The organism is Microbacterium sp. KU4F (assembly GCF_056868075.1).
The window spans coordinates 74,992-101,163 of record NZ_CP200324.1 but is presented as its reverse complement, the minus strand read 5'-3'; the positions used below and the strand labels follow the sequence as shown (position 1 = coordinate 101,163).

27 protein-coding genes, 1 tRNA gene, 1 pseudogene and 1 riboswitch are annotated in these 26,172 nt (G+C 69.1%); of the genes and pseudogenes, 11 read left to right on the top strand and 18 right to left on the bottom strand.

Features of this window, described 5'->3' with window-relative positions:
* Positions 1 to 34 precede the first annotated feature (34 nt).
* From AC1VNH_RS00490 to AC1VNH_RS00480, 3 genes are read left to right on the top strand one after another with little or no spacing between them, the layout of a single operon-like run.
* Complete coding sequence (locus AC1VNH_RS00490; RefSeq protein ID WP_483109426.1) at positions 35 to 1,645, top strand: MDR family MFS transporter; 1,611 nt, start codon at positions 35 to 37, stop codon at positions 1,643 to 1,645.
* Positions 1,642 to 2,334 carry an ABC transporter ATP-binding protein gene (locus tag AC1VNH_RS00485; protein WP_483109425.1) on the top strand — a complete coding sequence of 231 codons (693 nt, stop codon included), beginning with the start codon at positions 1,642 to 1,644 and terminating at the stop codon, positions 2,332 to 2,334. Before AC1VNH_RS00490 ends, AC1VNH_RS00485 begins: the two co-directional genes overlap by 4 nt.
* Positions 2,331 to 3,626 (top strand): ABC transporter permease, encoded by a 1,296-nt coding sequence (locus tag AC1VNH_RS00480; RefSeq protein WP_483109424.1) that lies wholly within the window; start codon positions 2,331 to 2,333, stop codon positions 3,624 to 3,626. Before AC1VNH_RS00485 ends, AC1VNH_RS00480 begins: the two co-directional genes overlap by 4 nt.
* Positions 3,627 to 3,636: 10 nt before the next feature.
* Here the strand turns inward: AC1VNH_RS00480 and AC1VNH_RS00475 are convergent, their stop codons facing one another.
* The 5 genes from AC1VNH_RS00475 to erm all read right to left on the bottom strand — a co-directional run bounded on the left by AC1VNH_RS00475 (position 3,637) and on the right by erm (position 8,373).
* Positions 3,637 to 5,115, bottom strand: coding sequence for a bifunctional hydroxymethylpyrimidine kinase/phosphomethylpyrimidine kinase (locus AC1VNH_RS00475; protein WP_483109423.1), 1,479 nt, complete (start codon positions 5,113 to 5,115; stop codon positions 3,637 to 3,639).
* Positions 5,112 to 5,759 carry a thiamine phosphate synthase gene (gene thiE / locus AC1VNH_RS00470; protein ID WP_483109422.1) on the bottom strand — a complete coding sequence of 216 codons (648 nt, stop codon included), beginning with the start codon at positions 5,757 to 5,759 and terminating at the stop codon, positions 5,112 to 5,114. Before thiE ends, AC1VNH_RS00475 begins: the two co-directional genes overlap by 4 nt.
* On the bottom strand, positions 5,756 to 6,565 hold the full coding sequence (gene thiM / locus AC1VNH_RS00465) for a hydroxyethylthiazole kinase (RefSeq protein ID WP_483109421.1): 810 nt from the start codon (positions 6,563 to 6,565) through the stop codon (positions 5,756 to 5,758). The genes thiE and thiM overlap by 4 nt, the downstream gene beginning before the upstream one ends.
* A riboswitch (TPP riboswitch) is annotated at positions 6,557 to 6,648 on the bottom strand. (Overlaps the previous gene by 9 nt.)
* Before the next feature lie 11 nt (positions 6,649 to 6,659).
* Complete coding sequence (locus tag AC1VNH_RS00460) at positions 6,660 to 7,541, bottom strand: NAD(P)-dependent oxidoreductase (protein ID WP_483109420.1); 882 nt, start codon at positions 7,539 to 7,541, stop codon at positions 6,660 to 6,662.
* A gap of 64 nt (positions 7,542 to 7,605) precedes the next feature.
* Positions 7,606 to 8,373 carry a 23S ribosomal RNA methyltransferase Erm gene (erm, locus tag AC1VNH_RS00455; RefSeq protein WP_483109419.1) on the bottom strand — a complete coding sequence of 256 codons (768 nt, stop codon included), beginning with the start codon at positions 8,371 to 8,373 and terminating at the stop codon, positions 7,606 to 7,608.
* A gap of 276 nt (positions 8,374 to 8,649) precedes the next feature.
* On the opposite strand from erm, the gene AC1VNH_RS00450 reads away from it, so the two are divergent.
* From AC1VNH_RS00450 to AC1VNH_RS00440, 3 genes and pseudogenes are all read left to right on the top strand, one after another.
* Positions 8,650 to 9,633 carry a zinc-binding metallopeptidase family protein gene (locus AC1VNH_RS00450; protein ID WP_483109418.1) on the top strand — a complete coding sequence of 328 codons (984 nt, stop codon included), beginning with the start codon at positions 8,650 to 8,652 and terminating at the stop codon, positions 9,631 to 9,633.
* A gap of 187 nt (positions 9,634 to 9,820) precedes the next feature.
* Entirely contained in the window at positions 9,821 to 10,150 is a 330-nt protein-coding gene (locus AC1VNH_RS00445; protein ID WP_483109417.1) for a hypothetical protein, read from the top strand.
* 46 nt (positions 10,151 to 10,196) lie between these two features.
* Positions 10,197 to 10,868 (top strand): annotated as a pseudogene (locus AC1VNH_RS00440) (DUF6994 family protein); the annotation flags it as partial.
* Positions 10,869 to 10,921: 53 nt separating this feature from the next.
* Here the strand turns inward: AC1VNH_RS00440 and AC1VNH_RS00435 are convergent.
* The 4 genes from AC1VNH_RS00435 to AC1VNH_RS00420 form a co-directional block, all read right to left on the bottom strand.
* Entirely contained in the window at positions 10,922 to 11,470 is a 549-nt protein-coding gene (locus AC1VNH_RS00435) for a hypothetical protein (RefSeq protein ID WP_483109416.1), read from the bottom strand.
* A complete protein-coding gene (locus AC1VNH_RS00430; RefSeq protein WP_483109415.1) occupies positions 11,464 to 11,697 on the bottom strand; it encodes a hypothetical protein in 234 nt (77 codons plus the stop codon). The genes AC1VNH_RS00435 and AC1VNH_RS00430 overlap by 7 nt, the downstream gene beginning before the upstream one ends.
* Positions 11,694 to 12,047: a hypothetical protein gene (locus AC1VNH_RS00425; RefSeq protein ID WP_483109414.1), complete on the bottom strand. Its 354-nt coding sequence runs from the start codon at positions 12,045 to 12,047 to the stop codon at positions 11,694 to 11,696. Before AC1VNH_RS00425 ends, AC1VNH_RS00430 begins: the two co-directional genes overlap by 4 nt.
* Positions 12,048 to 12,330: 283 nt before the next feature.
* Positions 12,331 to 12,404, bottom strand: a tRNA-Pro gene (locus AC1VNH_RS00420).
* A gap of 115 nt (positions 12,405 to 12,519) precedes the next feature.
* Here AC1VNH_RS00420 and AC1VNH_RS00415 point away from each other — a divergent pair.
* From AC1VNH_RS00415 to AC1VNH_RS00405, 3 genes are read left to right on the top strand one after another with little or no spacing between them, the layout of a single operon-like run.
* Positions 12,520 to 13,101, top strand: a complete 582-nt coding sequence (locus AC1VNH_RS00415) for a GNAT family N-acetyltransferase (RefSeq protein ID WP_483109413.1) — start codon at positions 12,520 to 12,522, stop codon at positions 13,099 to 13,101.
* 24 nt (positions 13,102 to 13,125) lie between these two features.
* A complete protein-coding gene (locus tag AC1VNH_RS00410) occupies positions 13,126 to 13,512 on the top strand; it encodes an RNA-binding S4 domain-containing protein (protein ID WP_483109412.1) in 387 nt (128 codons plus the stop codon).
* Between the two features lie 42 nt (positions 13,513 to 13,554).
* Positions 13,555 to 14,826, top strand: coding sequence for an HNH endonuclease signature motif containing protein (locus AC1VNH_RS00405; RefSeq protein WP_483109411.1), 1,272 nt, complete (start codon positions 13,555 to 13,557; stop codon positions 14,824 to 14,826).
* Between the two features lie 124 nt (positions 14,827 to 14,950).
* Here the strand turns inward: AC1VNH_RS00405 and AC1VNH_RS00400 are convergent, their stop codons facing one another.
* Both AC1VNH_RS00400 and AC1VNH_RS00395 read right to left on the bottom strand, forming a co-directional pair.
* Entirely contained in the window at positions 14,951 to 15,964 is a 1,014-nt protein-coding gene (locus AC1VNH_RS00400) for an SRPBCC family protein (RefSeq protein WP_483109410.1), read from the bottom strand.
* Positions 15,965 to 15,970: 6 nt separating this feature from the next.
* The gene (locus tag AC1VNH_RS00395) at positions 15,971 to 16,906 is read right to left on the bottom strand and encodes an NUDIX domain-containing protein (protein ID WP_483109409.1); all 936 of its coding nucleotides are present in this window, start codon (positions 16,904 to 16,906) and stop codon (positions 15,971 to 15,973) included.
* A 258-nt stretch (positions 16,907 to 17,164) separates the two neighbouring features.
* Here AC1VNH_RS00395 and AC1VNH_RS00390 point away from each other — a divergent pair, with 258 nt between their 5' ends.
* Both AC1VNH_RS00390 and AC1VNH_RS00385 read left to right on the top strand, forming a co-directional pair.
* On the top strand, positions 17,165 to 18,979 hold the full coding sequence (locus tag AC1VNH_RS00390; RefSeq protein WP_483109408.1) for a ribonucleoside triphosphate reductase: 1,815 nt from the start codon (positions 17,165 to 17,167) through the stop codon (positions 18,977 to 18,979).
* Position 18,980: 1 nt separating this feature from the next.
* Positions 18,981 to 19,715: an anaerobic ribonucleoside-triphosphate reductase activating protein gene (locus AC1VNH_RS00385; RefSeq protein WP_483109407.1), complete on the top strand. Its 735-nt coding sequence runs from the start codon at positions 18,981 to 18,983 to the stop codon at positions 19,713 to 19,715.
* Between the two features lie 28 nt (positions 19,716 to 19,743).
* Here the strand turns inward: AC1VNH_RS00385 and der are convergent, their stop codons facing one another.
* The 7 genes from der to AC1VNH_RS00350 are packed head-to-tail and all read right to left on the bottom strand — an operon-like array spanning position 19,744 to position 26,117.
* A complete protein-coding gene (gene der / locus AC1VNH_RS00380; RefSeq protein WP_483109406.1) occupies positions 19,744 to 21,267 on the bottom strand; it encodes a ribosome biogenesis GTPase Der in 1,524 nt (507 codons plus the stop codon).
* Positions 21,257 to 21,946 carry a (d)CMP kinase gene (gene cmk / locus AC1VNH_RS00375; protein ID WP_483109405.1) on the bottom strand — a complete coding sequence of 230 codons (690 nt, stop codon included), beginning with the start codon at positions 21,944 to 21,946 and terminating at the stop codon, positions 21,257 to 21,259. Before cmk ends, der begins: the two co-directional genes overlap by 11 nt.
* Positions 21,939 to 23,066, bottom strand: a complete 1,128-nt coding sequence (locus tag AC1VNH_RS00370) for a prephenate dehydrogenase (protein ID WP_483109404.1) — start codon at positions 23,064 to 23,066, stop codon at positions 21,939 to 21,941. The genes cmk and AC1VNH_RS00370 overlap by 8 nt, the downstream gene beginning before the upstream one ends.
* Positions 23,063 to 23,836 (bottom strand): pseudouridine synthase, encoded by a 774-nt coding sequence (locus AC1VNH_RS00365; protein WP_243228152.1) that lies wholly within the window; start codon positions 23,834 to 23,836, stop codon positions 23,063 to 23,065. Before AC1VNH_RS00365 ends, AC1VNH_RS00370 begins: the two co-directional genes overlap by 4 nt.
* Positions 23,833 to 24,441 (bottom strand): SMC-Scp complex subunit ScpB, encoded by a 609-nt coding sequence (scpB, locus tag AC1VNH_RS00360; RefSeq protein WP_234073166.1) that lies wholly within the window; start codon positions 24,439 to 24,441, stop codon positions 23,833 to 23,835. Before scpB ends, AC1VNH_RS00365 begins: the two co-directional genes overlap by 4 nt.
* On the bottom strand, positions 24,431 to 25,246 hold the full coding sequence (locus AC1VNH_RS00355) for a segregation and condensation protein A (RefSeq protein ID WP_483109403.1): 816 nt from the start codon (positions 25,244 to 25,246) through the stop codon (positions 24,431 to 24,433). The genes scpB and AC1VNH_RS00355 overlap by 11 nt, the downstream gene beginning before the upstream one ends.
* Positions 25,230 to 26,117, bottom strand: coding sequence for a ParA family protein (locus AC1VNH_RS00350; protein ID WP_243228155.1), 888 nt, complete (start codon positions 26,115 to 26,117; stop codon positions 25,230 to 25,232). Before AC1VNH_RS00350 ends, AC1VNH_RS00355 begins: the two co-directional genes overlap by 17 nt.
* Between the last annotated feature and the right edge of the window lie 55 nt (positions 26,118 to 26,172).

Sequence of the window (26,172 nt, the reverse complement as noted above, 5' to 3'; positions counted from 1 at the left end):
CGCGCCGTCGGGCCTGGCCGGCGAGGCTGAGAGCATGACTTCTCCCGCATCCGCCGCCCCCGCCGCAGCGACGGCGCCGACCGCGCGGCGATCCGTCCTGCTCGTGTTCGCCGGGCTTCTCGTCGCGATGCTGCTCGCGTCGCTGGATCAGACGATCTTCTCGACCGCTCTTCCCACGATCGTCGGCGAGCTCGACGGTGTCGACCACATGCTGTGGGTGACCACCGCCTACATGGTTGCGGCGACGATCATGATGCCGATCTACGGCAAGCTCGGCGATCTCATCGGCCGCAAGTGGCTGTTCATCGGCGGCCTCGCCCTCTTCCTGATCGGTTCGACGATCGGCGGCCTCGCCACCGACATGACGGGGCTGATCGTCGGCCGAGCTGTGCAGGGCCTGGGCGGAGGAGGACTCATGATCCTGTCGCAGGCGATCATCGCGGATGTCGTCCCCGTGCGTGAGCGCGCGAAATACATGGGCGTCATGGGGGCCGTCTTCGGCCTGTCCAGCGTCATCGGCCCGCTCCTGGGCGGCTGGTTCACAGAGAGCGTCGGCTGGCGGTGGGCGTTCTGGATCAACATTCCACTCGGTCTCGTCGCCATCGCCTGCGCCTGGGCCTTTCTGCGCACCCCTCACGGCCGCAGCTCCTTCCGGTTCGATCTGTGGGGCACCGTGACGATGGCGGTCGCCGTGACCTCGATCATCCTGACCACGTCGTGGGGCGGCAACACCTACGCGTGGGACTCGCCCCAGATCCTCTGGCTGATCGTGATCGCCGCCGTCTCCGCGGCGCTGTTCGTGCTCGCCGAGCACAAGGCATCCGACCCGCTGATCCCGTTGAAGCTCTTCCGCAACCGCAACTTCGTCCTGGCCACCGTCGCCGGTCTGTTCATCGGCGTCGCTATGTTCGGCACGCTCGCCTACCTTCCGACCTACCTCCAGATGGTCACCGGCGTCAGCGCGACCGTCTCCGGGTTCATGATGGTCCCGATGGTGGTCGGTCTGATGCTGACGACCATCAGCACGGGCCAGATCGCCTCGCGCACCGGACGCTACAAGTGGATGCCGCTCGCGAGCATGGTCGTCGTCGCGGGCGCGCTGCTGCTGATGTCGACCCTCACCGTCGAGACCCCGCTCTGGCTCCTGATGACCTACCTGTTCGCCCTGGGCGCGGGAATCGGTCTGGGCATGCAGATCCTCGTGCTGATCGTGCAGAACGCGTTCCTCGATTCCGAGGTGGGCACGGCAACCGCATCCAACAACTTCTTCCGCGAGATCGGCGCCTCATTGGGCAGCGCGATCGTCGGCTCGGTGTTCGCGAGCCGGCTGACCGAGCTGCTGACCGAACGGCTGGTGGGAGCGGATGCCGGCGCGGTCGGCGGATCCACGAACTCGCTCACCCCCGCCGCAGTCAATGCGCTGCCCGATGCGCTGCACGACGTCATCGTGGGCGCCTACAACGACGCCCTCACCCCCGTCTTCCTTCTTCTCCTGCCGATGATCGGGGCAGGCTTCGTCGCGCTGCTGTTCATCAAGGAGGTGCCCTTCCGAGCTACTCGCGACGAATCGCGCGACGGGGACGACGACGCCGTCACGACGGCGACCGCCACCCTGATGGACGAGATCACGGAGGGCGCACGATGAGCGTGCCCCTCCTGTCAGTGGACAACGTCACGAAGACCTACGGTCGCAATCAGAACCGTTTCGATGCGCTGCGAGGGGTGACCCTCGAGATCCGAGCCGGCGAGTCCGTCGCGATCGTCGGCAAGAGCGGATCGGGCAAGTCCACCCTCATGCACCTGCTCGCGCTGCTGGACGAGCCGACGGCGGGCCGAATCACGCTCGAGGGAGTGGACACCCGTCGTTTGCACGGACGCGCGCTGAACAGAATGCGCAATCGCACGTTCGGGTTCGTCTTCCAGCAGTTCTTCCTCACCCCGAATGCCTCCGTCCTCGAGAACGTCATCCTCCCGATGAAGATCGCCGGAATCGGTCGCGCGGAGCGTATGCGACGCGGCATGGCGGCGCTTGCGGAGCTGGATCTGGCCGACAAGGCGAAGAACAAGGCGACGAACCTGTCCGGCGGTCAGAAGCAGCGCGTCGTCATCGCGCGCGCACTCGTGAACAACCCCCGAGTGATCTTCGCCGACGAACCGACCGGCAACCTCGATTCGACCACCGGTTCCGTCGTCGAAGACATCCTGTTCGCTCTCAACCGGGAGCACGGCATCACCGTGATCGTGGTCACCCATGACGAGGAACTCGCCACCCGGTGCGACCGCCGCATCCACATCAAGGACGGCCTGATCGTGGCCGAGGAGGTGCCCGCATGAGAACCGCGGATCTGATCAGCTCGGCCATCTCGAACACGTTCCGCTCCAAGACGCGCACCGTGTTGACGATCCTCGCCATCTTCGTCGGCGCATTCACTCTCACCGTCACGAGCGGGCTCGGCACCGGTATCAACCGGTACATCGACGACACCGTCGCATCCATCGGCGCGAATGACGTGATGAGCGTCACGAAGAGTTCCACGAGCGGGAGCGGGTTGTCGTCGGGCCCGACCGAGTACGATCCTGACGCGATCGCGGCGAGCGCCGCAGGGCCCGGCGCGACGGTCACCGCGCTGACGGATGAGGACATCACCGTGCTTCGCGGAATCAGCGGGGTCGAGGACGTGTCGGCGAACAAATCGATCGATGCGGAGTACCTCCAGCACGCCGACGGCAAGAAATGGGTTGTCAGCGTGGGGTCTCTCATCCCCGGGCAGGCCCTCCAGCTCGCTGAAGGCAGTGCTCCCGACGACGCCGCGACCGACTACCAGGTCACGGTGCCGGACTCGCTGGTGGATGCCCTCGGCTTCGCGGATGCGGCCGACGCGATCGGCGAGTCGGTCACCGTTGCCGTCACCGACTTCGCACGCACGCAGTACACGGTGGAGGCGACGATCACGGGCGTGACAGAGGAGACCCTGGTCGGCACCGGATCGAGCATCACGCCGAACGCGGCTCTGTCGGATGAACTGTTCGCGCTGCAGAACACCGGCCTGCCCGCCGATCAGCAGGACCGCTATGCCAGCGCCAGCGTGCGATTCGCCGCGAACGCCTCATCGGAGCAGATCGACGATCTGAAGCAGGCGCTCTCCGACGCGGGGTACACCGGCATGACCGTCGCGGACCAGCTGGGAACCTTCAAAACCGTGATCGACGCCATCGTGCTCGTGCTCAACGCCTTCGCGGTCATCGCCCTGCTTGCCGCGAGCTTCGGGATCGTCAACACCCTGCTGATGTCCGTTCAGGAACGGACGCGAGAGATCGGGCTGATGAAGGCGATGGGCATGAGCTCCGGACGCGTGTTCACCCTCTTCAGCATCGAGGCGGCATTCATCGGGTTCCTCGGCAGCGCCATCGGCGCCGGCATCGGCATGATCGCGGGCACGGCGATCAGTGGCGCTCTGTCCACGGGACTCTTCGCCGATTTGGCCGGGCTCCAACTCATCGCGTTCGATCCGCTCTCCATCGTCACCATCATCCTCGTCGTGATGGCCATCGCCTTCCTGGCGGGCACCCTGCCGGCGGCGCGAGCCGCACGAGCAGACCCGGTGACGTCCCTGAGATACGAGTAGCAGCGGCCCGTCATCGCGAAGCGGCGAAGAAGGCGAGTTCGTGACGTGAGGATGCCAGGAACGCGTCGTACATCGCGGCTCGGGTCGCCGCATCCGCCGTCGCCGCCGACCGGGCAACGATGTCGATCGCGCGGCGGGTGGACTGAGCGAAGACCGGGTCGGCATAGGTCTCCAGCCAGGAGCGATACGCGTGCCCCTGATGCGAGTGCGCCTGCAGCCGCTCCCCCACGTCCTGATAGATCCAGTAACAGGGCAGCAGCGCCGCGATGAGCACGCGGTAGTCGCCGCGGGCCGAGGCCGCCAGCAGGTGATCGAGGTAGGCCGTCGTGACCGCATCGGGGTGCGAACCGAGCCCGAACTCGCCCGAGAGCCAGCGCTCGTGCAGTTGCAGCTCGCCGAGGATCGCGTTCTGGGCGCTTCCGGCCCAGAACGCACGCTCCGCGGAGTCCGGCGCGAGGCGAGCGGCGTCGGCGAGGACGCGGGCGTACTCGCCGAGGTACAGCGCATCCTGGGCGAGATAGCCGAGGAACGCGCTCCTCTCGAGCGTGCCGTCGCCCAGCCCCCGCACGAACGGCAGGTCGTCGATCTCCGCACGGATGCCGGCGATGTCCTCCCACCACGCGGCCTCGACCTCCTGTGCGGTCGGTCGGGTGTCGAGACCACCGCGTTCCCAGAGTCCGGCGAAGTGGCTGATCGGCCCGTTGCCCGAGCCGACCTCTAGCTCCGCGCCGTGACGGATGCTCTCGGCGAGCCACCTCTTCGACTCCGCCGTCGACCGCATCCAGTCCCCGGTGGCCGCCGCACGCGTCGCCACCGCAGAAGACAGCGAGCATCCGGTGCCGTGCGTGTTGCGGGTGCGGATGCGGATGCCGGGGAACTCGGTGACGACGACCGACTCGTCGACGAGCTCGACGAGCGCGTCTGGCAGCCGCTCCCCCGACAGATGGCCGCCCTTGGCCAGAACCCGTACACCGTGCTCACGCGCCACCGCGCCCGCCTGAGCGAGCACCTCGGTCCAGGCCGCGGCCTCGGGGACCCCCGCGAGGATGGCTAGCTCGGGGATGTTGGGGGTCACGAGGTCGACGTGCGGCAGCAGGCGCCGGAGGGCGTCCTCCGCATCCGCATTCAGCAGGCGGTCGCCGCTGGTCGCGACCATGACCGGATCCAGCACGACGACCGGCGGCCGGACCCGACCGAGCCACGCGGCGACTGTGTCGATCACCTCGACGGTGGCGAGCATGCCGATCTTCACCGCGTCGATATGCACGTCATCGGAGACGACATCCAGCTGCTGGGCGAGGAACGCGACCGGGGGCACGTGAACCGAACGCACCCCGTGCGTGTTCTGCGCGACCAGGGCGGTGACGACGGCCATGCCATAGCCGCCGTTGGCGGCGATGCTCTTGAGATCCGCCTGGATGCCGGCCCCTCCCGTCGGGTCGGTTCCCGCGATGCTCAGCACCCGCGGAACGGCACGCCCGGCGCTCATGCCGCATCCCATGCCGCGCGCAGCATACGGGCGGCATCCGCGGGGTCGCTCGCGCCGCAGATGGCAGAAACCACGGCCGCGCCCGCGGCACCCGCTCGCCGGAGCGGGCCCAGGTCGGCGGCGGTGACACCGCCGATCGCCACGGCTGGCAGCGTACTCGCCGCAACCAGCCGCGCGAACCGCTCGTGACCCAACGGCGGTGGTGCATCGCGCTTCGTGGCGGTGGCGTGAAGCGCTCCGATGCCGACGTAGTCCACGACGCCGCTGCCGGATGCGGCCGCCAACTGCTGCGGCGTGGATGCGCTGAGGCCGACGACCGCGTCGTCGCCGACCAGTGCGCGCACTGCGTCCGGCGGAAGATCGCTCTGTCCCACATGCACTCCCGACACGCGCGCGCCCGCCTGGCGAGCGGCGAGGAAGACGTCCACGCGGTCGTTGACGAGCAGCGCGACGCCGTCGGGCAGCACGGCCGACACCCTCGTCACCGTGTCGAGGAAGCAACGTGCGGACGCGTCCTTCTCGCGCAGCTGCACGGCCGTCACACCGTTCGCCGTCGCCATGCGCACCACCTCGACGATGTCGTGGCCCGCCGCGGCGGCTGTGCCGGCATCGGTCACGAGGTACAGCGAGAGGTCCGCGTTCACGCGATCACAGCCCGAGACCGCAGCGTGTCGGCGTCGAGACTGGCGAGGGCATCGAGGAACGCCACGGCGAAGCTGCCCGGCCCCGGCGCGCGCGCCGCCGCGACCTCAGCGGCGACGTTGTAGGCCGTGACCGCCGCGACCACGGCGGCGAAGCAGTCTTCGTCGACTCCCGTGAACGCGGCCATGACAGCGCCGAGGGCGCATCCTCCGCCGGTGACGCGGGTCAGCAGCGGGTCCCCGTTACTCAGCCGTACTTCGCGGCTGCCGTCGGTGACGACGTCCACCGCACCCGAGACGGCGACGATCGCGCCGGTCGCCCGGGCGACGCGTCGAGCCGCCGCGACCGCATCCTCGACACCGTCCGTCGCGTCGACTCCGCGGCCTCCGACGCCCGAGCCGTCGAGGGCGATGATCTCGGACGCGTTGCCGCGTACGACGCTCGGCGCCGCCGCGACGAGCTCGGCGGCCAGCGCGGTGCGCACCGGCAGCACACCGATCGCCACGGGGTCGAGCACCCAGGGAGTACCCGCATCCTGGGCGGCCGCCACGGCCTCGCGCATCGCCTCCCGCTGCTCGGCGCCGGGTGTGCCGAGATTGACCAGGACGCCCGAGGCGATGCGCGCGAACGGCCCCGCCTCGCCCGAGATGTCGACCATCGCCGGAGCCGCCCCGAGGGCGAGGAGCACGTTGGCCGTGAAGCCTGTGACCACCGCGTTGGTCAGGCACTGCACGAGCGGGCCTTGCTCGCGCACTGCCTCCCAGGCTCGGATGGTGGAGTCGATCAGGTTCTCTGGCGCGCGCATCATGTGCGACATCCCTCCGCTCGTACTGACGAGATCAGGTTCGACGGGTGTGATCTCAGCCCCGCAGGGCACCCCGTGTCGTATGTGTGGGTTCAGGTTAGCCGACGGCCCGGGCGACGAGCGCCTCGATCACACCGATCATGTCGAGTTCGCCGAGTCCCGCGTCCGCGGCCTCCTCGTAGAGCCGTCTGCTCGCCGTGATCAGCGGATGCGCGGAGCCCACCGCACGGGCGGCGTCTTCGGCGAGTCTCGCGTTCTTGAGCACATCGGCGATCGCCGCCTGCGCGGACAGGTCGCCGTCGGCGAGTTTCTGCGCCTTCCCGCGCGACACCGCCGACGCCATGGGGCCTGCGGCGAGCACCTCGCGGAGCACGCCGAGATCGGCACCCGCACGTTCGGCGAAGTGGATCGTCTCCGCCAGGCCCGTCACCATCGTGATGAGATACGTGTTCACCGCGAGCTTCATGGTCAGGGCCCTGGGGATGTCGCCGCACCGAAAGGTCTGGGCACACATCGCACCGACCACGGGCTCGACGTGGGCGAGCACATCGGGCTCCCCCGCGAGCATGCCCACGAGCGTTCCGTCGATCGCGGGACCCCGCGATCCCGAGACGGGCGCCTCGACGTACCGACCGCCCGCCGCGGCGACGTCGGCGGCCAGCACCCGGGAGAAGGCGGTCGTGAATGTCCCCATCTGCACGACGGTGCGGTCCCTCACCAGCCGTGCGAAGTCATCCGTACCTCGCCCGAGCACGGCGTCGACCGCGGGTTCGTCGCGCAGCATCAGGATGACGGTCTCGGCCGCCGCGAAGACTCCCGCGACGTCTGCGGACGCCCGCGCGCCTTGCGCCACCAGCTCGTCCCGTGGGGCCGCCGAACGCGCCCAGACGACCACGTCGAACCCGGCGTCGACGAGATTCGTCGCCATAGGTACTCCCATGATGCCGAGTCCGATGAACCCGACCGTGCGTGCGCTCATTCCTGTCCCTCCCGTGTACTCATCCTGCCCGCGGACGGCGGAGTCTTGCTCCATGGGGGCGCCCTCACGCGTGGGCGCACGCCCGCCACAGGCGCACCCACTGCTCGGCACCCAGGTCGCGCGGCAGCGCACCGTGGGCGATGCCCACCGCATCCAGTCGACGTCGCGCGGCGGGAGCGGACATGCGAGCGACCGACGCGAGGATCGCCGGCATGCCATGCCCTCGCGCGGTGAAGACATCGCCCACGAACCGCTCGTACGCACGGCGCTCAGGCTTCGGCACCAGCGGCGCCGGGCGGCGAGTGATCGAGAGAAGTCCGCCGTCTACGCTCGGAGCGGGTCGAAACGCCCACGCCGGCACCCGTCCGTGCAGGGTGAACGTGAACCACGGCGCCGACTGTGCAGTGAGGAGGGTGCCGCCGCCGACGCCGGTGCGTTTGCGGGCGACTTCCCACTGGGTCAGCAGGACGGCATGCGTCCACGAAGGCCGTTGCAGCAGTCTGCGCATGATCGGCGTCGTCAGGTGGAACGGCACATTGCCCACGATGGCGGGCGCGTCCAGCGGGTGGCGCAGAACGTCGGCGTGCTCGACGCGCACCGACGGATACGACCGGCGGAGTGCGGCGACGCGGCGCTCATCGATGTCGATCGCGGTGAGCGGCCGCCCGAGACGGGCGAGACCCGCGGTGAGCGCGCCGCCGCCGGCCCCGATCTCGAGGATCGCGCCCTCGGATGCTGCGACGAGCGTGACGATGCGGTCGATGGTGGGCGGGTGGACAAGGAAGTTCTGGCCGAGTTCGTGGCGGCCGCCGTGGACGGAACGGGTACGCATGAGCGCTCCAAAGGAAGATTCGGAGCACCCCGGTGAGCGGGTACGAAGAAGGACGCGCTGCCGAGGTGCGAGGACATCCCGGAAGACGGCGCGATCACGCGGAGATCAGCGACGCGCCGTCAGGCGCGGCGGTCGCGGACCGAATAGACGAACGCCGTCATCGGCGCTGCGTTCAACGTTCCCATGCCCAGGAGTCTACCGGGCGACAGGAGGACCGCATCCGGATCTCACCGCAAGCCCGCACCGCCGATCGGTCTGCTCTGCCACGCTTGCGGAGTGAGAGCATTCCGATGCCGCGTGTGCGGAAACGCCCTGTACTTCGAGAACTCCATCTGCACGTCGTGCGGCACGTCACTCGGCTTCTCCCGGGCCGAGGGCGCGATCGTTCCGGTCGACGACGCGGGTCGGTACATGGATCGGTCAGGGGCGGTGTGGCACGTGTGCCGAAACCTCGACCTATCCGGCTGCACGTGGCTGGCCTCGCACGAAGGAGGTCAGTGCTCCGCGTGCGAGCTCACCCGCGTGCGGCCCAACGACGCCGACCTCGAGGGGCTTTCGCAGTATCCGGTCGCGGAACGAGCCAAGAGATGGCTGCTCTTCGAACTCGACCGGCTCGGGTTCGCGGTGGTCGGCAAAGCCGAGGACCCCGAGAGAGGGCTGTGCTTCGATCTGCTCTCGAGCGTGCAGGAGAACGTCGTCATCGGCCATGATGCGGGGATCATCACGATCGATCTGGCAGAGAGCGACGACGCGTACCGCGTGAAGCTGCAGAAGCAGTTGGGTGAGCCCTACCGCACCATGCTCGGTCACTTCCGTCATGAGGTCGGGCACTACGTCGAGTGGCTGCTCGTGGAGAACACGGACCGCATCGCCGAGGCGCGCGCGCTGTTCGGCGACGAGCGCGCCGATTACCAGGCCGCGATCGACCGCCACTACTCCGAGGGTCCGCCGGCCGACTGGCAGGCGCGCTACATCTCGACGTACGCGACCATGCACCCGTACGAGGACTTCGCCGAGACATGGGCCCACTTCCTGCACATCACCGACACGCTCGAGACCGCCGATCAGTACGGGCTTGCCGTGTTCGTGGGAATCGACGCGTTCGCCTCGTTCCGCGACATCGTGACGGAGATCTGGATGCCGCTGTCCACCGCGCTCAACATGATCAACCGCTCCATGGGCAAGAGCGACTTCTACCCCTTCGTCCTGCCCGACCCGGTACTGGACAAGCTCGACTTCGTCGCCTCGCTTCGGCCGTGACCGGCGCCGACTCACACCTCAGTCAGCGGCACTGAGGAGCCGGAGAAGGTCCGCGACGAGGTCCGTGGCGCTCGCCTTGCCCTTGCCGTCCGGGGCGAGATGGCCGGCGGTCGGAGGTATCGAATGCGTGCTTCGAAACGGAACTGCGGCACTGCACGCGTGAGCTCGGTCAGATAGCCTGCGAAGCATGGGGGATCACTGGCTTCAGATCTGGGTATGGGCCATCACCGCGGTGGGGTTCGTCGTGTCCGTCGTCGCGTCGATCGCGCATTACTCGTTGGGCGAACGAGGGGAGGACCTTCGTCGACTCCTGCCAACTGTGCAGATCATCTGTACCCTCGCCAGCCTCGTCAGCTTCGCCGCATCGATTCCCGCACTCATCAGCCTGGGCGCCACACCGTCGACAGTCACGGGAGCGATCGGCCTGACGCTCATGCTCGCCATCCTCCTCGTCGCGATGACCATGGTGATGGCGGCCTTCCGGCGCCAGGCCCAGAAGCCCGAGTCGACGCAATGACGCAGACTCCCTCCGTGGACATCACGCTCGACTTCGAGGCGACGCACGTGGGCGGGATTCAGATAGACACAGTCCGACGCTTCAGTCGTATCACCGCCACCTCTGGAGCCGACGCCTGCCCGATGGTACGAAGTTCGCCCTGGAGCCGGTTCGTCGTCGGGGGTCGTATCTGCTTCGGCACCGCCGCGAAGACGGGGATCTGTATCTGTCGAGCGACATCCTCGCCAATTCGAGCAAACGCCCGTGCCGAGAGTTCTACGAAATGGTCCCCGACGATGCGCGCGCCCGCTTCCACTCGGTCGGCCTGACGATCGGCGGTCGGCTTGTCTTTCCCGCAGAGCGCGTCAACGGACGACAGACCATCAATCAGAGACGCGGCACCCATCCGCGAATCAGGGACCGTTTCGATCTCACGCTCGAGCGCATCCGGCGGCACTACGTCGGCGCGGAAAGTCCCCTGACAGCGGTGCTGTCCACGTACGAGACATACTTCGCGCTCTTCCAGGACTTCGCGCACTACGTCGAGTTCTTCTTGTTGCAGGACCTGGTGGACGATTCCCTCAAGAGAATCCGCTTCTATCTCCCGTTCGAGGATTTCTCGGGCGCGGCGCTGCCGAGGACTTATCCGCAGTATCAGCAGTTCCTCAGACGGCAGATCGAGTTCGTCGAGGCAAGAAATCGCCGCATCGCCCGATTGGCAGCGGCTTCACCCGTGTAGTCGGTCTGCAGCGGTACGGAGCAACGGCGGGTGACGACATGCAGCCGTGCTGTCTAGTGTTCGTCCAGGCGGGCGAAAGCCTCACGGAAGCCCGCGACGAACTGATCGCGGACGTTGCCGAGCGGAAAGCTCAGGGCGCGGGTGTGAAGCAATGGCAGCCCAGCTTCGCGCAGCGGCAGCGCGAGCGCATCGAAGACATCGCTGCTGCAGAGAATGATGCCGTCCGGGTTGAGGGCGCGGGCGCGCTCGATGCAGCCTGGGACGTTCTCGCGAAGTATCGCCTTGCGCTGCTTCTTGCTTGATACATCGTTGACGGGGTACGGAACCAGGTCGATCAGGAAGACACCGTCGGCCTGCAGCCGTCGCAGCCATGGGCGCTTGTCGTGCGAACGCTTCTCCAGCCCACCGAGGTCGTACAGCGCCTCGACGACGCCGCGGTAAAGGTTGTCGTAGCCGAGGTGGTCGGCGTAGAAGAAGTTCCGCGGACGAGTGCCACCGTGATCGGTCGGCGCGCTCTCACCGATCAGGAGCAGGCGCACATGCTCGGGCTGATAGTGGGCGCGCAGTTTCGCATACCAAGCGTCCTCGGTGTTGTTCACCACTTCGGAAGCCCCTCTCGCCACTCGTGGTCTGGCGGTAGACCCACACGGTCGGAGAGCGCGAGATCTCGGAAGCTTGAGGGCAGCAGAACCGGGGCGAGGCGCTGGTCAACTTCGAGCAGGTCCCAGCGGTCCTCGTAGTCGGCAAAGGTCCGAAGGAGCACCCGAGAGCGCTCGACCGGCGCATTCCGCTTTCCAGGGAGCGCATCGGGATGGGTGAGCCAGTTCATGTGCTCGATCCAAGCCGCCGCTGCGACGTGGACACGGGGCACCACAAAACTGCGGGGACGGGGTCGCGGAGATCGTGAGGGATTGCGACCATGACGAAGTACTCGCGCTCGTGCAGGCTCGGTGCCTGCGACTTCGAGCCGAGCGGCCAGCTGATCGAGTCCATTTTGGCGCCGCGCGCTGCCTTCACCTGGACTTCGACGAGGCGACGCTCAGTGCCTTCTGCGAGCACCGCGAGGATGTCGGTGCGTTCGAGTCCGTCCCGGGTGAGGGCCGGTGCCCAGCCGCGTCGAGCTAGCTCGGCGGCGACATGGTGTTCGCCGATCGTCTTCGTCTGCTTCGTATCGACCACGATCTGAGGCTAACGATGCGACCGGACATCGATCGGCGCCGCTTCCTGCAGACATACGAAGAGAGAGCCTCCCGCGGTCCTGCAGAAGACTCTCTTTCGGACCTTTACCCGCTTACTCAGTCGAGAGGTTCGAATTAAGCCTGTTCCGGTCGGGATGCGCCCTACCGCTTCTCCACACGGCGCTGCGCGCCGCGCGGAGCCTCGGCGGCAGGGGCCCTCCTGTAATCCACTCGCGGGAAACGCAGAAGGGCCGGCCATTCGGCCGACCCTTCTGCGTTCCCGGTCGGGATGACAGGATTTGAACCTGCGACCCCTTGACCCCCAGTCAAGTGCGCTACCAAGCTGCGCCACATCCCGGAGCCGCCCGCGCGCGGGCAACTCAACCATCTTAGCCGGTCCGAGAGCATGCCGCGAACGCGTCCGACGGCGCAAGCGGTGGATGCGTGTCCGCAGCCGGGAGTACGGTCGCGACATGAGCCAGATCCAGGTGCTTCCGGCCACGAGTGAACGCTTCGACCAGGTTCAGAACGCCCTCACCGGCGGCGGCGACGGCCGGGCGTGTCAGTGCCAATGGTGGATGATGCCGGGCAGCCGGTTCAGCGCGCTGAGCGTCGAGGAGAAGACGGAGATCCTGCGCGACGAGACGGCCGCATCCGTCGCACCCGGGCTCGTCGCGACCGTCGATGGCGTCGGCGCGGGCTGGGTGCGCGTCGGACCGCGCCCAGACCACGAGCGGCTCGCGCGCACGAAGCTCTATGGCAAGACCTCCCCCGAGCCCTGGACCGACGCCACGACCTGGGCCATCAGCTGCTTCTCCGTGCGCAAGGAGTTCCGCGGACAGGGCCTCACGCGCCGGCTCCTCGACGCTGCCGTCGCGTTCGCCCGCGAGAACGGCGCACGTCTCGTCGAGGCCTACCCGGTCGACACCGCCGCGACCACGACCTCGTCGAACGAGCTCTTCCACGGTGCACTGACGACCTTCCTCGACGCCGGATTCGTCGAGACCGCACGATCCCGCGCCGACCGGCCTATCGTCGCGCTCGACCTCCGTTGAGCCCGCATCCGCCAGGATGGAGGGATGACGGATGCGGCATCCCCCGTTCGGGTCGACTCGTGGCTCTGGGCCGTGCGTGTCTACAAGACCCGATCCGCCGCCACGACGGCCTGCCGCGCCGGCCACGTCCGCATCGGCGGCGACCGCGCCAAGGCGGCGCAGCGCGTGCGCCCCGGCGACGAGGTGCGCATACGAATCGCCGGTTTCGACCGCATCCTCGTCGTGCGTCAGACCATCGTGAAGCGCGTCAGCGCACCCCTCGCGGCCCTCGCCGCGGAAGACAAGACGCCCCCGCCTCCGCCGCGCGAGCTGACGGCCTTCGTGCCGGTCCGAGACCGCGGCGCGGGGCGTCCGACGAAGCGCGAGAGGCGCGATATCGACCGGCTGCGGGGGCGTTCCGCCGACGACTGATCGGACCCCGGCGATGTCGGAGGTCGGTGTCAGACTTCAGGCATGAAGGATGCAGCGGCGATGAGCCCCGAGGACGCCGAAGCGGCGATGCTCGAGGGTCTGCTCGCCGGCCTCGAGAAGACCCGCGCATCCATCGCCGCCCTCGAAGCGCTCGAGCTCAACCTGCTCGCGACCGCCCGCCAGATCGCCGCCGACCGCACCTCCCGCCTGCCCGATCCGTCGGCCCGGGCGCACGAGATGCCGCTGCGCGACATCGCCGCGGAGTTCGCCACCGCCCTGCACGCGAACGACCGAGGCATGCAGAACGAACTGCACGACGCCGCCGACATCGCCCGCAGGCTGCCACGCTCCCTCGCTGCGCTGGCCGAGGGCCGCATCTCGCGCCGCCACCTGCGCGCGATCCACGAGGCATCCGCTGGGCTCGACGGGCCACAGCTCGTCGCCTACGACGAACGGGCCGCGGCGGCCGCCTCCGAGATGTCCGTCAACCGTCTGCGCCCGATCCTCCGCCGGCTGGCCGAGCAGGCTCAGCAGCGCCCGCTCACCGAGCGCCACCGCGAGGCCCGCGCGCACCGCGGCGTCTTCGTGCGAGATCTACCCGACGGCATGGCAGAGCTCACCGCCGTCCTGCCCGTCATCGAAGCCCACGGCGCACACGACCGGCTCACTCGGATGGCGCACCTCGTGCGCGACGCCCACGACCCCGCGGCAGATCCGCGGACGATCGACCAACTGCGCGCCGACATCCTCAGCGATCTCCTGCTCACCTCGACCGCCGCCGACACCGCCGACGCACCGCACGCGGGTATCGACGCCGTGCACGCGCACGTGCGCATCACGATCCCCGCCACCACGCTGCTCGGAACGACGGATGCGAGCGCCGAGCTCATCGGTGTCAGCCCCGTCGATGCCGAGACCGCACGGCGACTAACCGGAGGCGCCGTGGCCTGGACGCGCGTGCTGACCCATCCGGTCACCGGCAACGTCGTGGGGGTCGACCGCTACCGGCCCAGCGAAGACCAACGGCGCCTGCTGCGCGTACGCGATGAGCGGTGCCGCTTCCCCGGATGCCGCATGCCCACCCACCGCTGCGACATCGACCACACGGTCGACTGGGCCCACGGGGGACCCACGCACGTCGACAACCTCGCGCACCTTTGCCGCCGACATCACTCGCTCAAACACGCCACGCCGTGGCGCGTCAAGCTCGGGCCCGACGGCGTGCTCGAGTGGACCAGCCCGCAGGGCCGACACCACCGCGACTCCCCCGCGTCCCGCGTCGTCTTCACGGATGCGGCCGACCCGCCGTTCTAGCGAGGGTCACGCCCGGAGCGCCCTGACGTTGACATGACATCCAGCCTGCACACGGGCCGGACACCGCAGGACGATGTTCGCTGTCGCCCGCGCACGGCTGCCGAGAGCGTGTCGCGACGCGCGATCAGGCCTTCCTGCCGCCGGAGGCGTCCTTGCCGTTGAGCTCGTCGAGCAGCGCTTCGAGCGAGGCGACGTCGACCGCGGCGTCGTCGTCATCATCGTCCTCATCAGGGTCTTCATCGATGTAGAGCTCGTCGAGCCGGAAGTCGGCGTCGAGCTGCGCACGGATGAAGACCTCGGGTGATTCGCGGGGCACGGGGAAAGACACCAGGTACGCGTCCGGGACGACCGCCACCCACTCGATCGTGAGGTCCTCACGCCCGGCGACTCTCCCAGCCCCCTCGATCTCCTCGAGGATCTCGTCGATCAAGCGGCCCCACCGTGCGGCGCTCATGGTGAGGAACGCCTCGGCCGCGGCGATGAGGGAGGCAGGCTCGACAGGCTCGGCGCCCACTTCGTCGTCAAGGGGATCGAACTCGGGGTCCGGGTCGAGATTGACCGACACGTCGTAGCCGGCCGCTTCCAGGCGAGCAGGTCCGCGGACGACTCCTTCTTCCTCGACGGGGTCGGCGAGCAGGCCCGCGGCACGGACCGCGCGCAGCAGAGCAGAGGGCTGAACGTTCATGACATCCGTTCGATCGTGGGTCGGTACGCCTCGATCATCCGATGCGCCGCACGCCCGCGCCAACCGCGTGAGGTGGTAGCGCCAGCCCTCCTCGTGCTCGTCGGCGAGCGTCGGCGACACATCCGCGCGGCGAAAGCCCGTCTCCGTGAGCGTGACGGAGGTCCCCAAGTCATGCGCCTCCAGTCGGAACCTCACCTCGAGCGGCGCCGACCATCCGTCCTCTCGCCACCGGAACGCGAGAAGCTCCGCCTCATCGCATCGAGTGACGACCCCGTGAGCCTGCCGTTGCTGCCCCGCCTCGACCCACGTCTCGACGAGCGGCGCGCCGACCACGGCATCGAATCGCAGATCCGGCCACCACTGGGCCCGGCCGGCGGTGAGTGCGCGCCAGACGACAGCCGGCGAGGCCGCAACCACGTGTGCGACGGAGACGGAATCCCGCGGGCCACTCACCGGCGCTCAGTCCTCGAACAGGTCGAGCAGCCAGCGCGTTCCCCGCACGGAGGCGCCGACGGCCTCGCACCGCGCGGCGAGTGCACGATCACTCGTCACGACGATCACCTGCGCACCCCACTCGGCCTCTTCGCGCGCCGTCCAGACGATCGCGTCGTCGCCCGCGGCCTCTGCGCGGATCTCGAGCACGACGGGCGTCCGATAGGAGGCGGCGTAGAACACCTCGGCACCCGGAGCGGCTTCACGCGCCCTGCCCTCCAGCACGACCTTGATCTCCGGATACCAGCGGTCCTCCGCCAGTCCCAGGGCATCGCCGGGAATGCCGCGCACGGCCAGGCCGCGAAGCCGCTCGACGAGCCGCTCCGCCGCGCCCGCGCGATCGTTCCACCAGCCGTCCGGCACGGAGCCGACGACGTTGGCCGCATCCACCACGATCTTCGGCCGAACGGCCAGCAGTTCACGCAGCCGAGGCCAGGATGCGGCGAACCCGGGGTGCAGCGGATAGTCGTCGACGTCAGCGACGGGCACCCACGACAGCTCAACGCTCTCGGGGTCGCTGATCACCGGATCGAAGGCATCCACCACATCCGCCAGCACCGTCGCGTACGACCAGTAGCCGAGATCGAACACGCTCATGAGCCGTGGCCTGACGGCACCGTCGGGCACACCCGCCTCCTCCGTCGCCTCGCGCAGCGCACCGTCCAGAGCGGACTCGCCTTCGTGGCGTGCACCGCCGGGCAGGGCCCACGTGCCGCCATGGTGGCTCCACGAGACGCGGTGCTGCAGCAGCACTCCACGCACCGGGTCGACCGCGAGAAGCCCCGCGGCGCCGAAGCGACCCCAGTAGCGCTCCCCGGTCGGCGCGACGACCCAGGCATCCCCCGGATCCCGCGGTCCCAGCGGCCGGCGCGGCTCTCCGGGGGCAGGGGGTTCGATCGTCACGCTGACAGCCTCGCACACCGCGAGGATGCCGACGCGACCGTCGACGCATTCGGGAGAACCGTCGCGCCTTCTACACCCGCCGATGAGCATCGACCCGCAGCGACGCGCGCGGCTGTGAGCACCCACAATCGGCGCCGCGCGGATGACAACCGCAGGCTGTTATTCCCCAACATATGGGTTCGACAACGCCTCCCACCCCTACATACAGTGGTCGAACCACCGCAGATCACCTTCACCCCACGGCTAGAAGGAGCCTGCATGTCCACGTCCACCACCGCTCGCACGATCCCCGTCGCCCCCACGATCGACGAGTACCTCTCGCGCGGAGACTGGCGCGTCAACGCCAACGCCAACCAGGGATACTCCCTCGGCGGCATGATGCTCAACACGTCCGGCAAAGTCATCGCCAATTACTGGCTCGACCAGGTTTACGCACCCGAGGCGGGCGCCGCGCACCGCGACGGTGACATCCACATCCACGACCTCGACATGTTCGCCGGCTACTGCGCCGGCTGGTCGCTGCGCACCCTCCTCGAGCATGGCTTCAATGGCGTCCCGGGCAAGGTCTCCTCCGCCCCGCCCCGGCACCTGTCGAGCGCGCTCGGCCAGATGGTCAATTTCCTCGGGACCCTCCAGAACGAGTGGGCGGGCGCCCAGGCGTTCAGCTCCTTCGACACCTATCTCGCGCCCTTCGTCCGCCTGGACGACCTCGACGCCGAGGCCGTGCGGCAGGCGATCGAGGAGTTCGTTTTCAACCTCAACGTCCCCTCCCGGTGGGGCACCCAGACCCCCTTCACCAACCTCACCCTCGACTGGGCGTGCCCGGACGACCTGGCCGACCAGCGCCCGATGATCGGCGGCCAGGTGTGCGACTTCACCTACGGCGACCTCGCCCCCGAGATGGCGGTCATCAACCGGGCGTTCATCGACGTCATGACCGCCGGCGACGCCGACGGGCGGGCGTTCACCTTCCCCATCCCGACCTACAACATCACGAAGGACTTCGACTGGGACGACCCCGCCGTCGACGCCCTGTTCGCGATGACCGCCAAGTACGGGCTGCCCTACTTCCAGAACTTCGTGAACTCCGACCTCGACCCGCACATGATCCGGTCGATGTGCTGCCGCCTCCAGCTCGACCTCACCCAGCTGCTCGCCCGCGGCAACGGCCTGTTCGGCTCGGCGGAGCAGACCGGCTCGCTCGGGGTGGTCACTGTGAACTGCGCGCGCCTCGGCTACCTGCACCCCGGTGACGAGGCGGGTCTCATCGCACGGCTCGACGGGCTGCTCGAGATCGCCCGCGACAGTCTCGAGGCCAAGCGCGTCGTGATCCAGCGCCACATCGACGGGGGCCTCTTCCCGTACACGAAGCGCTACCTCGGCACGCTCGACAACCACTTCTCCACGATCGGCGTCAACGGGCTCAACGAGCTCGTGCGCAACTTCACCGGCGACACGGAGGACATCACCTCGGATGCGGGTCACGCCCTCGTCGCCCGCATCCTGGATCACATCCGCGACCGGATGGTGGAGTTCCAGGAGGCGACCGGCACGATGTACAACCTCGAGGCGACGCCCGCAGAGGGCGCCACGTACCGATTCGCGAAGAGCGACATCGCCCGCTACGACGGGATCCGCCACGCCGGCACCGACGACAACCCGTACTACACGAACTCCTCGCAGCTGCCCGTGGGCTACACCGACGACGCGTTCGAGGCGCTCGCGCTCCAGGAGGACCTGCAGCAGAAGTACACCGGCGGCACGGTGCTCCACCTCTACATGGGCGAGGCCGTCTCCTCCGCCGCGGCCTGCCGCACGCTCGTGCGGCGCGCGCTCGAGAAGTTCCGGCTGCCCTACATCACGATCACCCCGACGTTCTCCATCTGCCCACGCCACGGCTACCGCTCCGGAGAGCACCTTCTCTGCCCGGAATGCGGTGCGGATTGCGAGGTGTGGACCCGGGTCATGGGCTACTTCCGCCCCGTGTCGTCGTTCAACGTCGGCAAGAAGGGCGAGGCCGCCGAGCGGCTGGCGTTCGCCGAATCGCGCTCCCTCGCCGCCGCGGCGGTGTGAGGTGATCCCCGCCGCGATCGACCCGGCCACCCTGCGCATCGCCGGTCTCACACGCCTATCCACGGTCGACTGGCCCGACAAGCTCGTCGCGACCGTCTTCCTGCAGGGATGCCCGTGGGATTGCTTCTACTGCCACAACCCGGCGCTGCGCGCGCCGCGTGCGCCCGCCGCGATGAGCTGGCGCACGCTGTGGACGTTCCTGAAGAAGCGGCGCGGTCTGCTGGACGGCGTCGTGTTCTCCGGCGGGGAGCCCACGATGCAGCCGGCCCTCCCGGCGGCGATCGCGGCGGTCAGGCAGCTCGGATTCGCGGTGGGCCTGCACACGGCCGGGATCTACCCGGCCGCGCTCGCCCGCATCCTGCCCCACGTCGATTGGGTGGGTCTGGACATCAAGACGAGCAAACGGCTCTACGAGAAGGTCACGGGCTACTCGAACAGCGCCGAGCGGTCCTGGGGCTCGCTCTCTGTCGTCCTCGCCGAGTCGGCGGCGCGCGCGGCGACCACCCGCCCCCTCGACTACGAGGTGCGCACGACGGTGCACCCCGAGGCGGCGGATGCGGCGGAGCTCGCCGTGCTGGGGCACCGACTCGCCGATGCCGGCGTGACGTGCTGGGCCCTGCAGCGCTTCCGCAGCGAAGGAACCCGCATCCCCCTGCCCCGTGTCGGCGAGGCCTCCTACGAGGTCTCGCTCGACACGGTGCCGGGTGAGCGGTTCGCGCGGTTCGCGGTGCGCTGAGAGAGTCAGCTGAGACGGTGCGGTGAGCTCAGCGCTGGCGGCGCTCGCGAACTCGCATGTTGATGACGATGGGCGTTCCCTCGAAGCCGTACAGCTCGCGCAGGCGGCGCTGGATGAACCGGCGGTAGCCGGGGTCCAGGAAGCCGGTCGTGAACAGGACGAAGGTCGGCGGGCGCGTGCCCGCCTGCGTGCCGAACAGGATGCGGGGCTGCTTGCCGCCGCGCACGGGGTGAGGGTGCTCGGCCACGAGCTCGGAGAGGAAGGCGTTGAACTTGCCCGTCGAGATGCGCTGGTCCCACGACTCGAGCGCCGTCTCGAGAGCCGGGACGAGCTTTTCGAGATGACGGCCGGTGCGGGCGGAGATGTTGACGCGCGGGGCCCACGCGACGTGCGCGAGGTCCTGCTCGATCTCACGCTCGAGGTAGCGGCGTCGGTCGATGTTCGCCATGTCGTCGTCGTTCAGGCGGTCCCACTTGTTGAAGGCGAGAACGAGCGCGCGACCCGATTCGAGCACCATGTCGATGATGCGCACGTCCTGCTCGCTGAGCGGCTCGGACACGTCCAGCACGACGACGGCGACCTCGGCCTTCTCGAGCGCGGCCGATGTGCGCAGCGACGCATAGAAGTCGGCACCCTGTTGCAGGTGCACGCGCCGACGGATGCCGGCGGTGTCGACCAGACGCCACAGCTTGCCGCCGAGCTCGACGATCTCATCGACCGGGTCTCGGGTGGTGCCGGCGAGCTCGTTGACCACGACGCGCTCCTCGCCGGCCGCCTTGTTCAGCAGCGACGACTTGCCCACGTTCGGGCGGCCCAGAATCGCGACGCGACGAGGCCCGCCGATCTCGTGCTTGGCGACCGCGGAGACGTCGGGCAGCACCTTCACGAGCTCGTCGAGCAGGTCCGCGACGCCGCGGCCGTGGATGGCGGAGACCGGATGCGGCTCCCCGAGACCCAGGTTCCACAGGGCAGCCGCCTCCGGCTCCTGGCGCGCATCGTCGATCTTGTTGGCGACGAGCATGACCGGCTTGCCGCTGCGACGCAGCAGCTTCACGACGTGCTCGTCGGTGGAGGTGGCGCCCACGATCGCGTCCACGACGAACAGCACCACATCGGCGAGGTCGATCGCGACCTCGGCCTGGGCGGCGACCGACCGGTCGATGCCCTTGGCATCGGGCTCCCAGCCGCCGGTGTCGACGAGCGAGAAGCGACGCTCGAGCCACTCGGCCTTGTACGTCACGCGGTCGCGCGTCACCCCGGGGGTGTCCTCGACGACGGCCTCGCGGCGCCCGAGGATGCGGTTCACGAGCGCGGACTTGCCGACGTTCGGGCGACCGACGATCGCGACCACCGGCAGCGCCGGCAGGTACTCGATCCCATCGCCCGAGCCGACGAGCCCCGCGAGCACCTCGGCGTCGTCGTCGTCGAGGTCGTAGTCCTCGAGCGACGCCCGCAGCGCGATCGCGCGCTGCTCGGCCAGCGTGTCGTCGATTCCAGCGAGGGTCTCCTCGAGCTGATCCGGTCCGGCTTCGTACTCGTCCTCAGCGCGCATCGCGCACCTCCTGCATTTTCTCTGCGACCGCGAGAACGGCCGCCACTGTCTCATCGAAGTCGAGGTGCGTGGAATCCACGACCTCGACCCCTTCGGCCGCCGACATGAAGTCGACGACGGTGGAATCTGATGCGTCACGTCGGCGCAGCGAGTCGGCGACCGCCGCCGCATCCTGTCCGGTGACCTCGGCGCTGCGCCGGGCAGCGCGCACCTCGGGGGCCGCCGTCAGCAGAATGCGCACCGGCGCATCGGGAGCCACGACCGTGGTGATGTCACGGCCCTCCACGACGACGCCGGGTCGTCCGGAGTCGGCGACGAGGGCGCGGAAACGGGCATTGACGGTGTGACGGACGACGGGGACGCGGGCGACTCCGCTGACCGCGTCGGTCACGCGGGTCTCACGGATCGCCTCGGTGACGTCCGTGTCGCCCACCCGCACCCAATAGTCGTCGGGGTCCAGCGAGATGCTGCCGTCGAAGTCGCCCATCGCCTCGAGCACCGCGGTGGCGTCGGAGGTGTCGACGGATCGGTCGAGGGCGTGCCAGGCCAGGGAGCGGTACACCGCGCCCGTGTCGAGGTACCCGTAACCGAGGCGGCGCGCCACCTCCTTGGAGACCGAGGACTTGCCGCTGCCGGCGGGTCCGTCGACGGCGACGATGGCGACGTCGGAATCACTCATTTGCACTGCTCGCAATCCTCCACCCGCGCGCCTCGAGGCCCGCCACAGCGGGCGCGGCGATCGCGGGAACGACACTGATCTCTGCCAGGCCGAACTGGGCGCCGGGCGAATGCTCCAGGCGCAGGTCCTCGACGTTCACACCCAGCTCGCCGAGTTCGCCGAACAGGCGACCGAGCTGACCTGGCGTGTCGTCCACCATGACGACGATGGTCTCGAAACGACGGTTCTGCCCGTGCTTGCCGGGCAGCCGCTCGACGCCCTGATTTCCGCGCAGGATCGTGTCGGCGACGCCGCGACGGGCACCCGGCGCATCGGGCTCGCGCAGCGCATCCGCGACGGCGGCGAGATCCTCCGCGAACGCGTCGAGCACGTCCACGACCGGAGCAGCATTGGCGCCGAGGATCTGCACCCAGAGCTCGGGAGCGGATGCAGCGAGCCGGGTCGTGTCGCGAACGCCCTGTCCCGCCAGACGCAGCGCGTCTTCGGGGGCAGCCGTGAGCCGCGCGGCCAGCAGGCTCGAAACGAGTTGGGGAACGTGCGAGACGAGGGCGACCGAGCGGTCGTGTTCCTCGGGCGCCATCTCTATCGGCGTCGCTCCCAGATCGAGAGCGAGACCCTCGACGAGCGCGAGATCGGCAGCCGTGGTCTCCTCGTCGCGGCAGACCACCCACGGCCGTCCGATGAACAGGTCGGCGCGGGCGGCGATGGCCCCGCCGCGTTCGCGTCCGGCCATGGGATGCGAGCCGATGTACCGCGCCAAGTTCGCCCCTCGGGCTCGGAGCGCGCGGAGCGGCTCTCCCTTCACGCTCGCGACATCGGTCACGACCGCGTCGGGGTAGGCGGCGAGTTCTCGCTCGACCACGTCGGCGATCACATCCGGCGGCACGGCGACGACGACGAGGCGGGGGGCGTCGCCGGGGGCCGCGGCACGACCGGCGCCGTAGTCGATCGCGAGGCGGAGCTGGGCGGGCGAGGTGTCGTCGAGCACGACGTCGACGTCCAGGGCACGGAGGGCGTGACCGATGCTGGCGCCCAGCAGGCCCGCGCCGACGACACGGACCGTGCCCGAGGTGCGCGCGGCGACCCGCGCGGGCGCGCTGGTGCCGTTCGACTCGCTCACTGGTTCTCCTGCTCTCCGGGCGGGTCGGACACCTGGTCGCGGCGCGCGAGCGTGAGAAGCGCACCCCGCTCGATCTTAGTCAACTCCCGCATCCTTCCCGCCGGGAGTGTTCCCAGGTGGAGGGGCCCGAACTGCCGGCGCACGAGCTCGAGCACGGGGTGCCCGACCGAGGCCATCATGCGGCGCACGATGCGGTTGCGCCCGGAGTGCAGCGTGAGCTCCACGAGGCTGCTCGTGGCCGAGGCATCGAGCAGACGCGCCTTGTCCGCCCGGATGAAGCCGTCCTCCAGCTCGAAGCCGCGCGTGAGCGTCGAGATCGTCTGCGCCGACACGCGACCGTCGACCTTCGCGATGTAGACCTTCGTGACACCGAACGAGGGGTGCGCCAGCACGTGGGCCAGTTCCCCGTCGTTGGTCAGCAGGAGCAGGCCCGACGTGTCGGCATCCAGGCGACCGACGTTGTAGAGGCGCTCCTCGAAATCGCGGGTGAACTCGCGGAGGTCACGGCGGCCGCGGTCGTCGCCCATCGAGCTGACGACGCCGGTGGGCTTGTTGAGCATGACGTACCGCTTCGACTGGTCGAACTCGACCGCGACGCCGTCGACGTCGACGAGGTCGGTCTCGGGATCGATCCGGCTGCCGAGCTCGGTCACGACGGCACCGTTCACCCGCACCCGGCCCTCGACGATGTACTGCTCCGCCACGCGGCGGGAGGCGACGCCCGCGTTCGCGAGCGCCTTCTGCAGGCGGACGCCCTCGGTATCGGTCATCGTGCGATCTCCTCGAAGCCGGTGCTGCCGTCATCCAGCAGCGGTGAGATGTGCGGAAGCTCGTCGATCGTGTTGATGCCGAGCTTCTCCAGCAGCGCGTCGGTGGTGCCGTACAGGATGGCGCCGGTCTCCCCGTCGTGACCCACCTCCGTGATGAGTCCGCGGCCCACGAGCGTGCGCACGACCGAGTCGACGTTGACGGCGCGGATCGACGCGACCTGTCCGCGGGTGACGGGCTGCTTGTACGCGATGACCGCGAGGGTCTCCAGGGCCGCCTGCGAGAGACGTGCGGGCTGCTGGGTGCCGAGGAACTCGGTGATGACGCGGTCGTACTCCTCACGCACGTAGAGCCGCCATCCGCCGCCCACTTCGCGCAGCTCGAAGCCGCGTCGCGGGCCGCCGTCCTCGCCGTCGTAGTCGGCGACGAGCGCAGCGATCGCCTTGCGCACCGCAGGGACGGGTGCGCTGACGGCCGCCGCGAGCGCGACGACGCTGTGCGGCTCGTCGAGGATCAGCAGCACGGCCTCGAGCCGGCGCGCGACGGAGCCCACATCCTGCGGCCAGGCAGTGGTCTCCGACTCTTCGGTGCGGATGTCATCGGTCATAGTCGGCTCCCAGAGTGGCGAGGTTCTCCTCGGACCAGCGTTCCGCGCTCCAGCGCAGGGTCAGCTCGCCGAGGGGCTCCAGCTGCTCGAATGACAGCGCCGCGTGGCGGTACAGCTCGAGGATGGAGAGGAATCGTGCGACGACGATGCCGGAGGCGTCCACCCCGGCGATCAGCTCGCGGAAGGTCAGCGTGCCGCGCTGGCGCAGGAGGGTCACGACGATCGCGGCCTGCTCGCGGATGCTGACCAGCGGCGCGTGCAGGTGGTCGAGGCCGACCGTCGGGATCTCCTTCGGCGCCATCGCCAGCATGGCGAGCGCGGCGAAATCCTCGGTACTGAGCGTCCACACGAGCTCGGGGGCAGCCTGCCGGTACCGCTCGTCGATGCGGACGCTGCGCGCGTGCCGTCTGTCCTCACGCTCCAACGAGCGCGCGAACCACGCGGAGACCTCTTTGAAGGCCCGGTACTGCAGCAACCGCGCGAACAACAGGTCGCGAGCCTCGAGCAGAGCCACGGCCTCCGCGTCGACGAGCTCGCCCTGCGGGAGCAGTCCCGCCACCTTCATGTCGAGCAGGGTGGCGGCGACGACGAGGAACTCCGACGCCTCATCCAGTTCCGCATCCGGCCCGAGCTGGCGCAGGTACGCGATGAACTCGTCGGTGACGACGCTGAGCGCCACATCCGTGATGTCGAGCTCGTGCTGCGAGATGAGGGTCAGCAGCAGATCGAACGGGCCGTCGAAGACGCCCAGCGATACCCGGAATCCGTCTGTGGCCGCGTCCTGCGGCTCAGGCGACGGCGCCACGGGCGACCAGCTCCCGCGCGAGACGCAGGTAGGCCTGCGCCGCGGCGTGCTCGGGAGCGAACTCGGTGATGGGCATCCCCGACACCGACGCGTCCGGGAACTTCACGGTGCGCCCGATCACGGTCTCCAGCACATCGTCGCCGAACGCCTCGACCACGCGCTCGAGCACCTCGCGCGAGTGGAGCGTGCGGGGGTCATACATCGTGGCGAGCACGCCGTCCAGGGTGATCGAGGGGTTCAGCCGGTCGCGTACCTTGTCGATCGTCTCGATCAGCAGGGCGACGCCGCGCAGGGCGAAGAACTCGCACTCGAGCGGGATGAGCACGCCGTGGCTCGCCGTCAGGGCATTGACCGTCAGCAGCCCCAGGGAGGGCTGGCAGTCGATGAGGATGACGTCGTACTCCCCCGCCACGTGGCGGAGCACCCGGGCGAGGATCGTCTCGCGTGCCACCTCGTTGACCAGGTGCACCTCGGCGGCCGAGAGGTCGATGTTGGCCGGCAGCACGTCCAGACCCTCGACGGAGGTCTTCACGATGACCTCGCGCGGGTCGCGCTTGGTGTCCAGCAGCAGGTCGTAGATGGTGGGCACGTCGTGCGTCGTGATGCCCAGGCCCGCGGACAGTGCGCCCTGCGGGTCGAAGTCGACCGCCAGCACCTTGCGGCCGTAGTGCGCGAGAGACGCGGCCAGGTTGATGGTCGTGGTCGTCTTGCCGACCCCGCCCTTCTGGTTGCAGAGGGCGATGATGCGGGCAGGGCCGTGGGCCGCGAGCGCCGGCGGTGTCGCGAACCCCTGGTAGGGGCGACCGGTCGGGCCGAGGGGCACATCGCCCTTCGTGCCTTTACCCGCCTGCTTCACTGCGCGCTCCGCCACCGTACTCCCGCTCTGCTTGGTCGTTCGATCGATTCTAGCGACGGCAGGCCGCGGG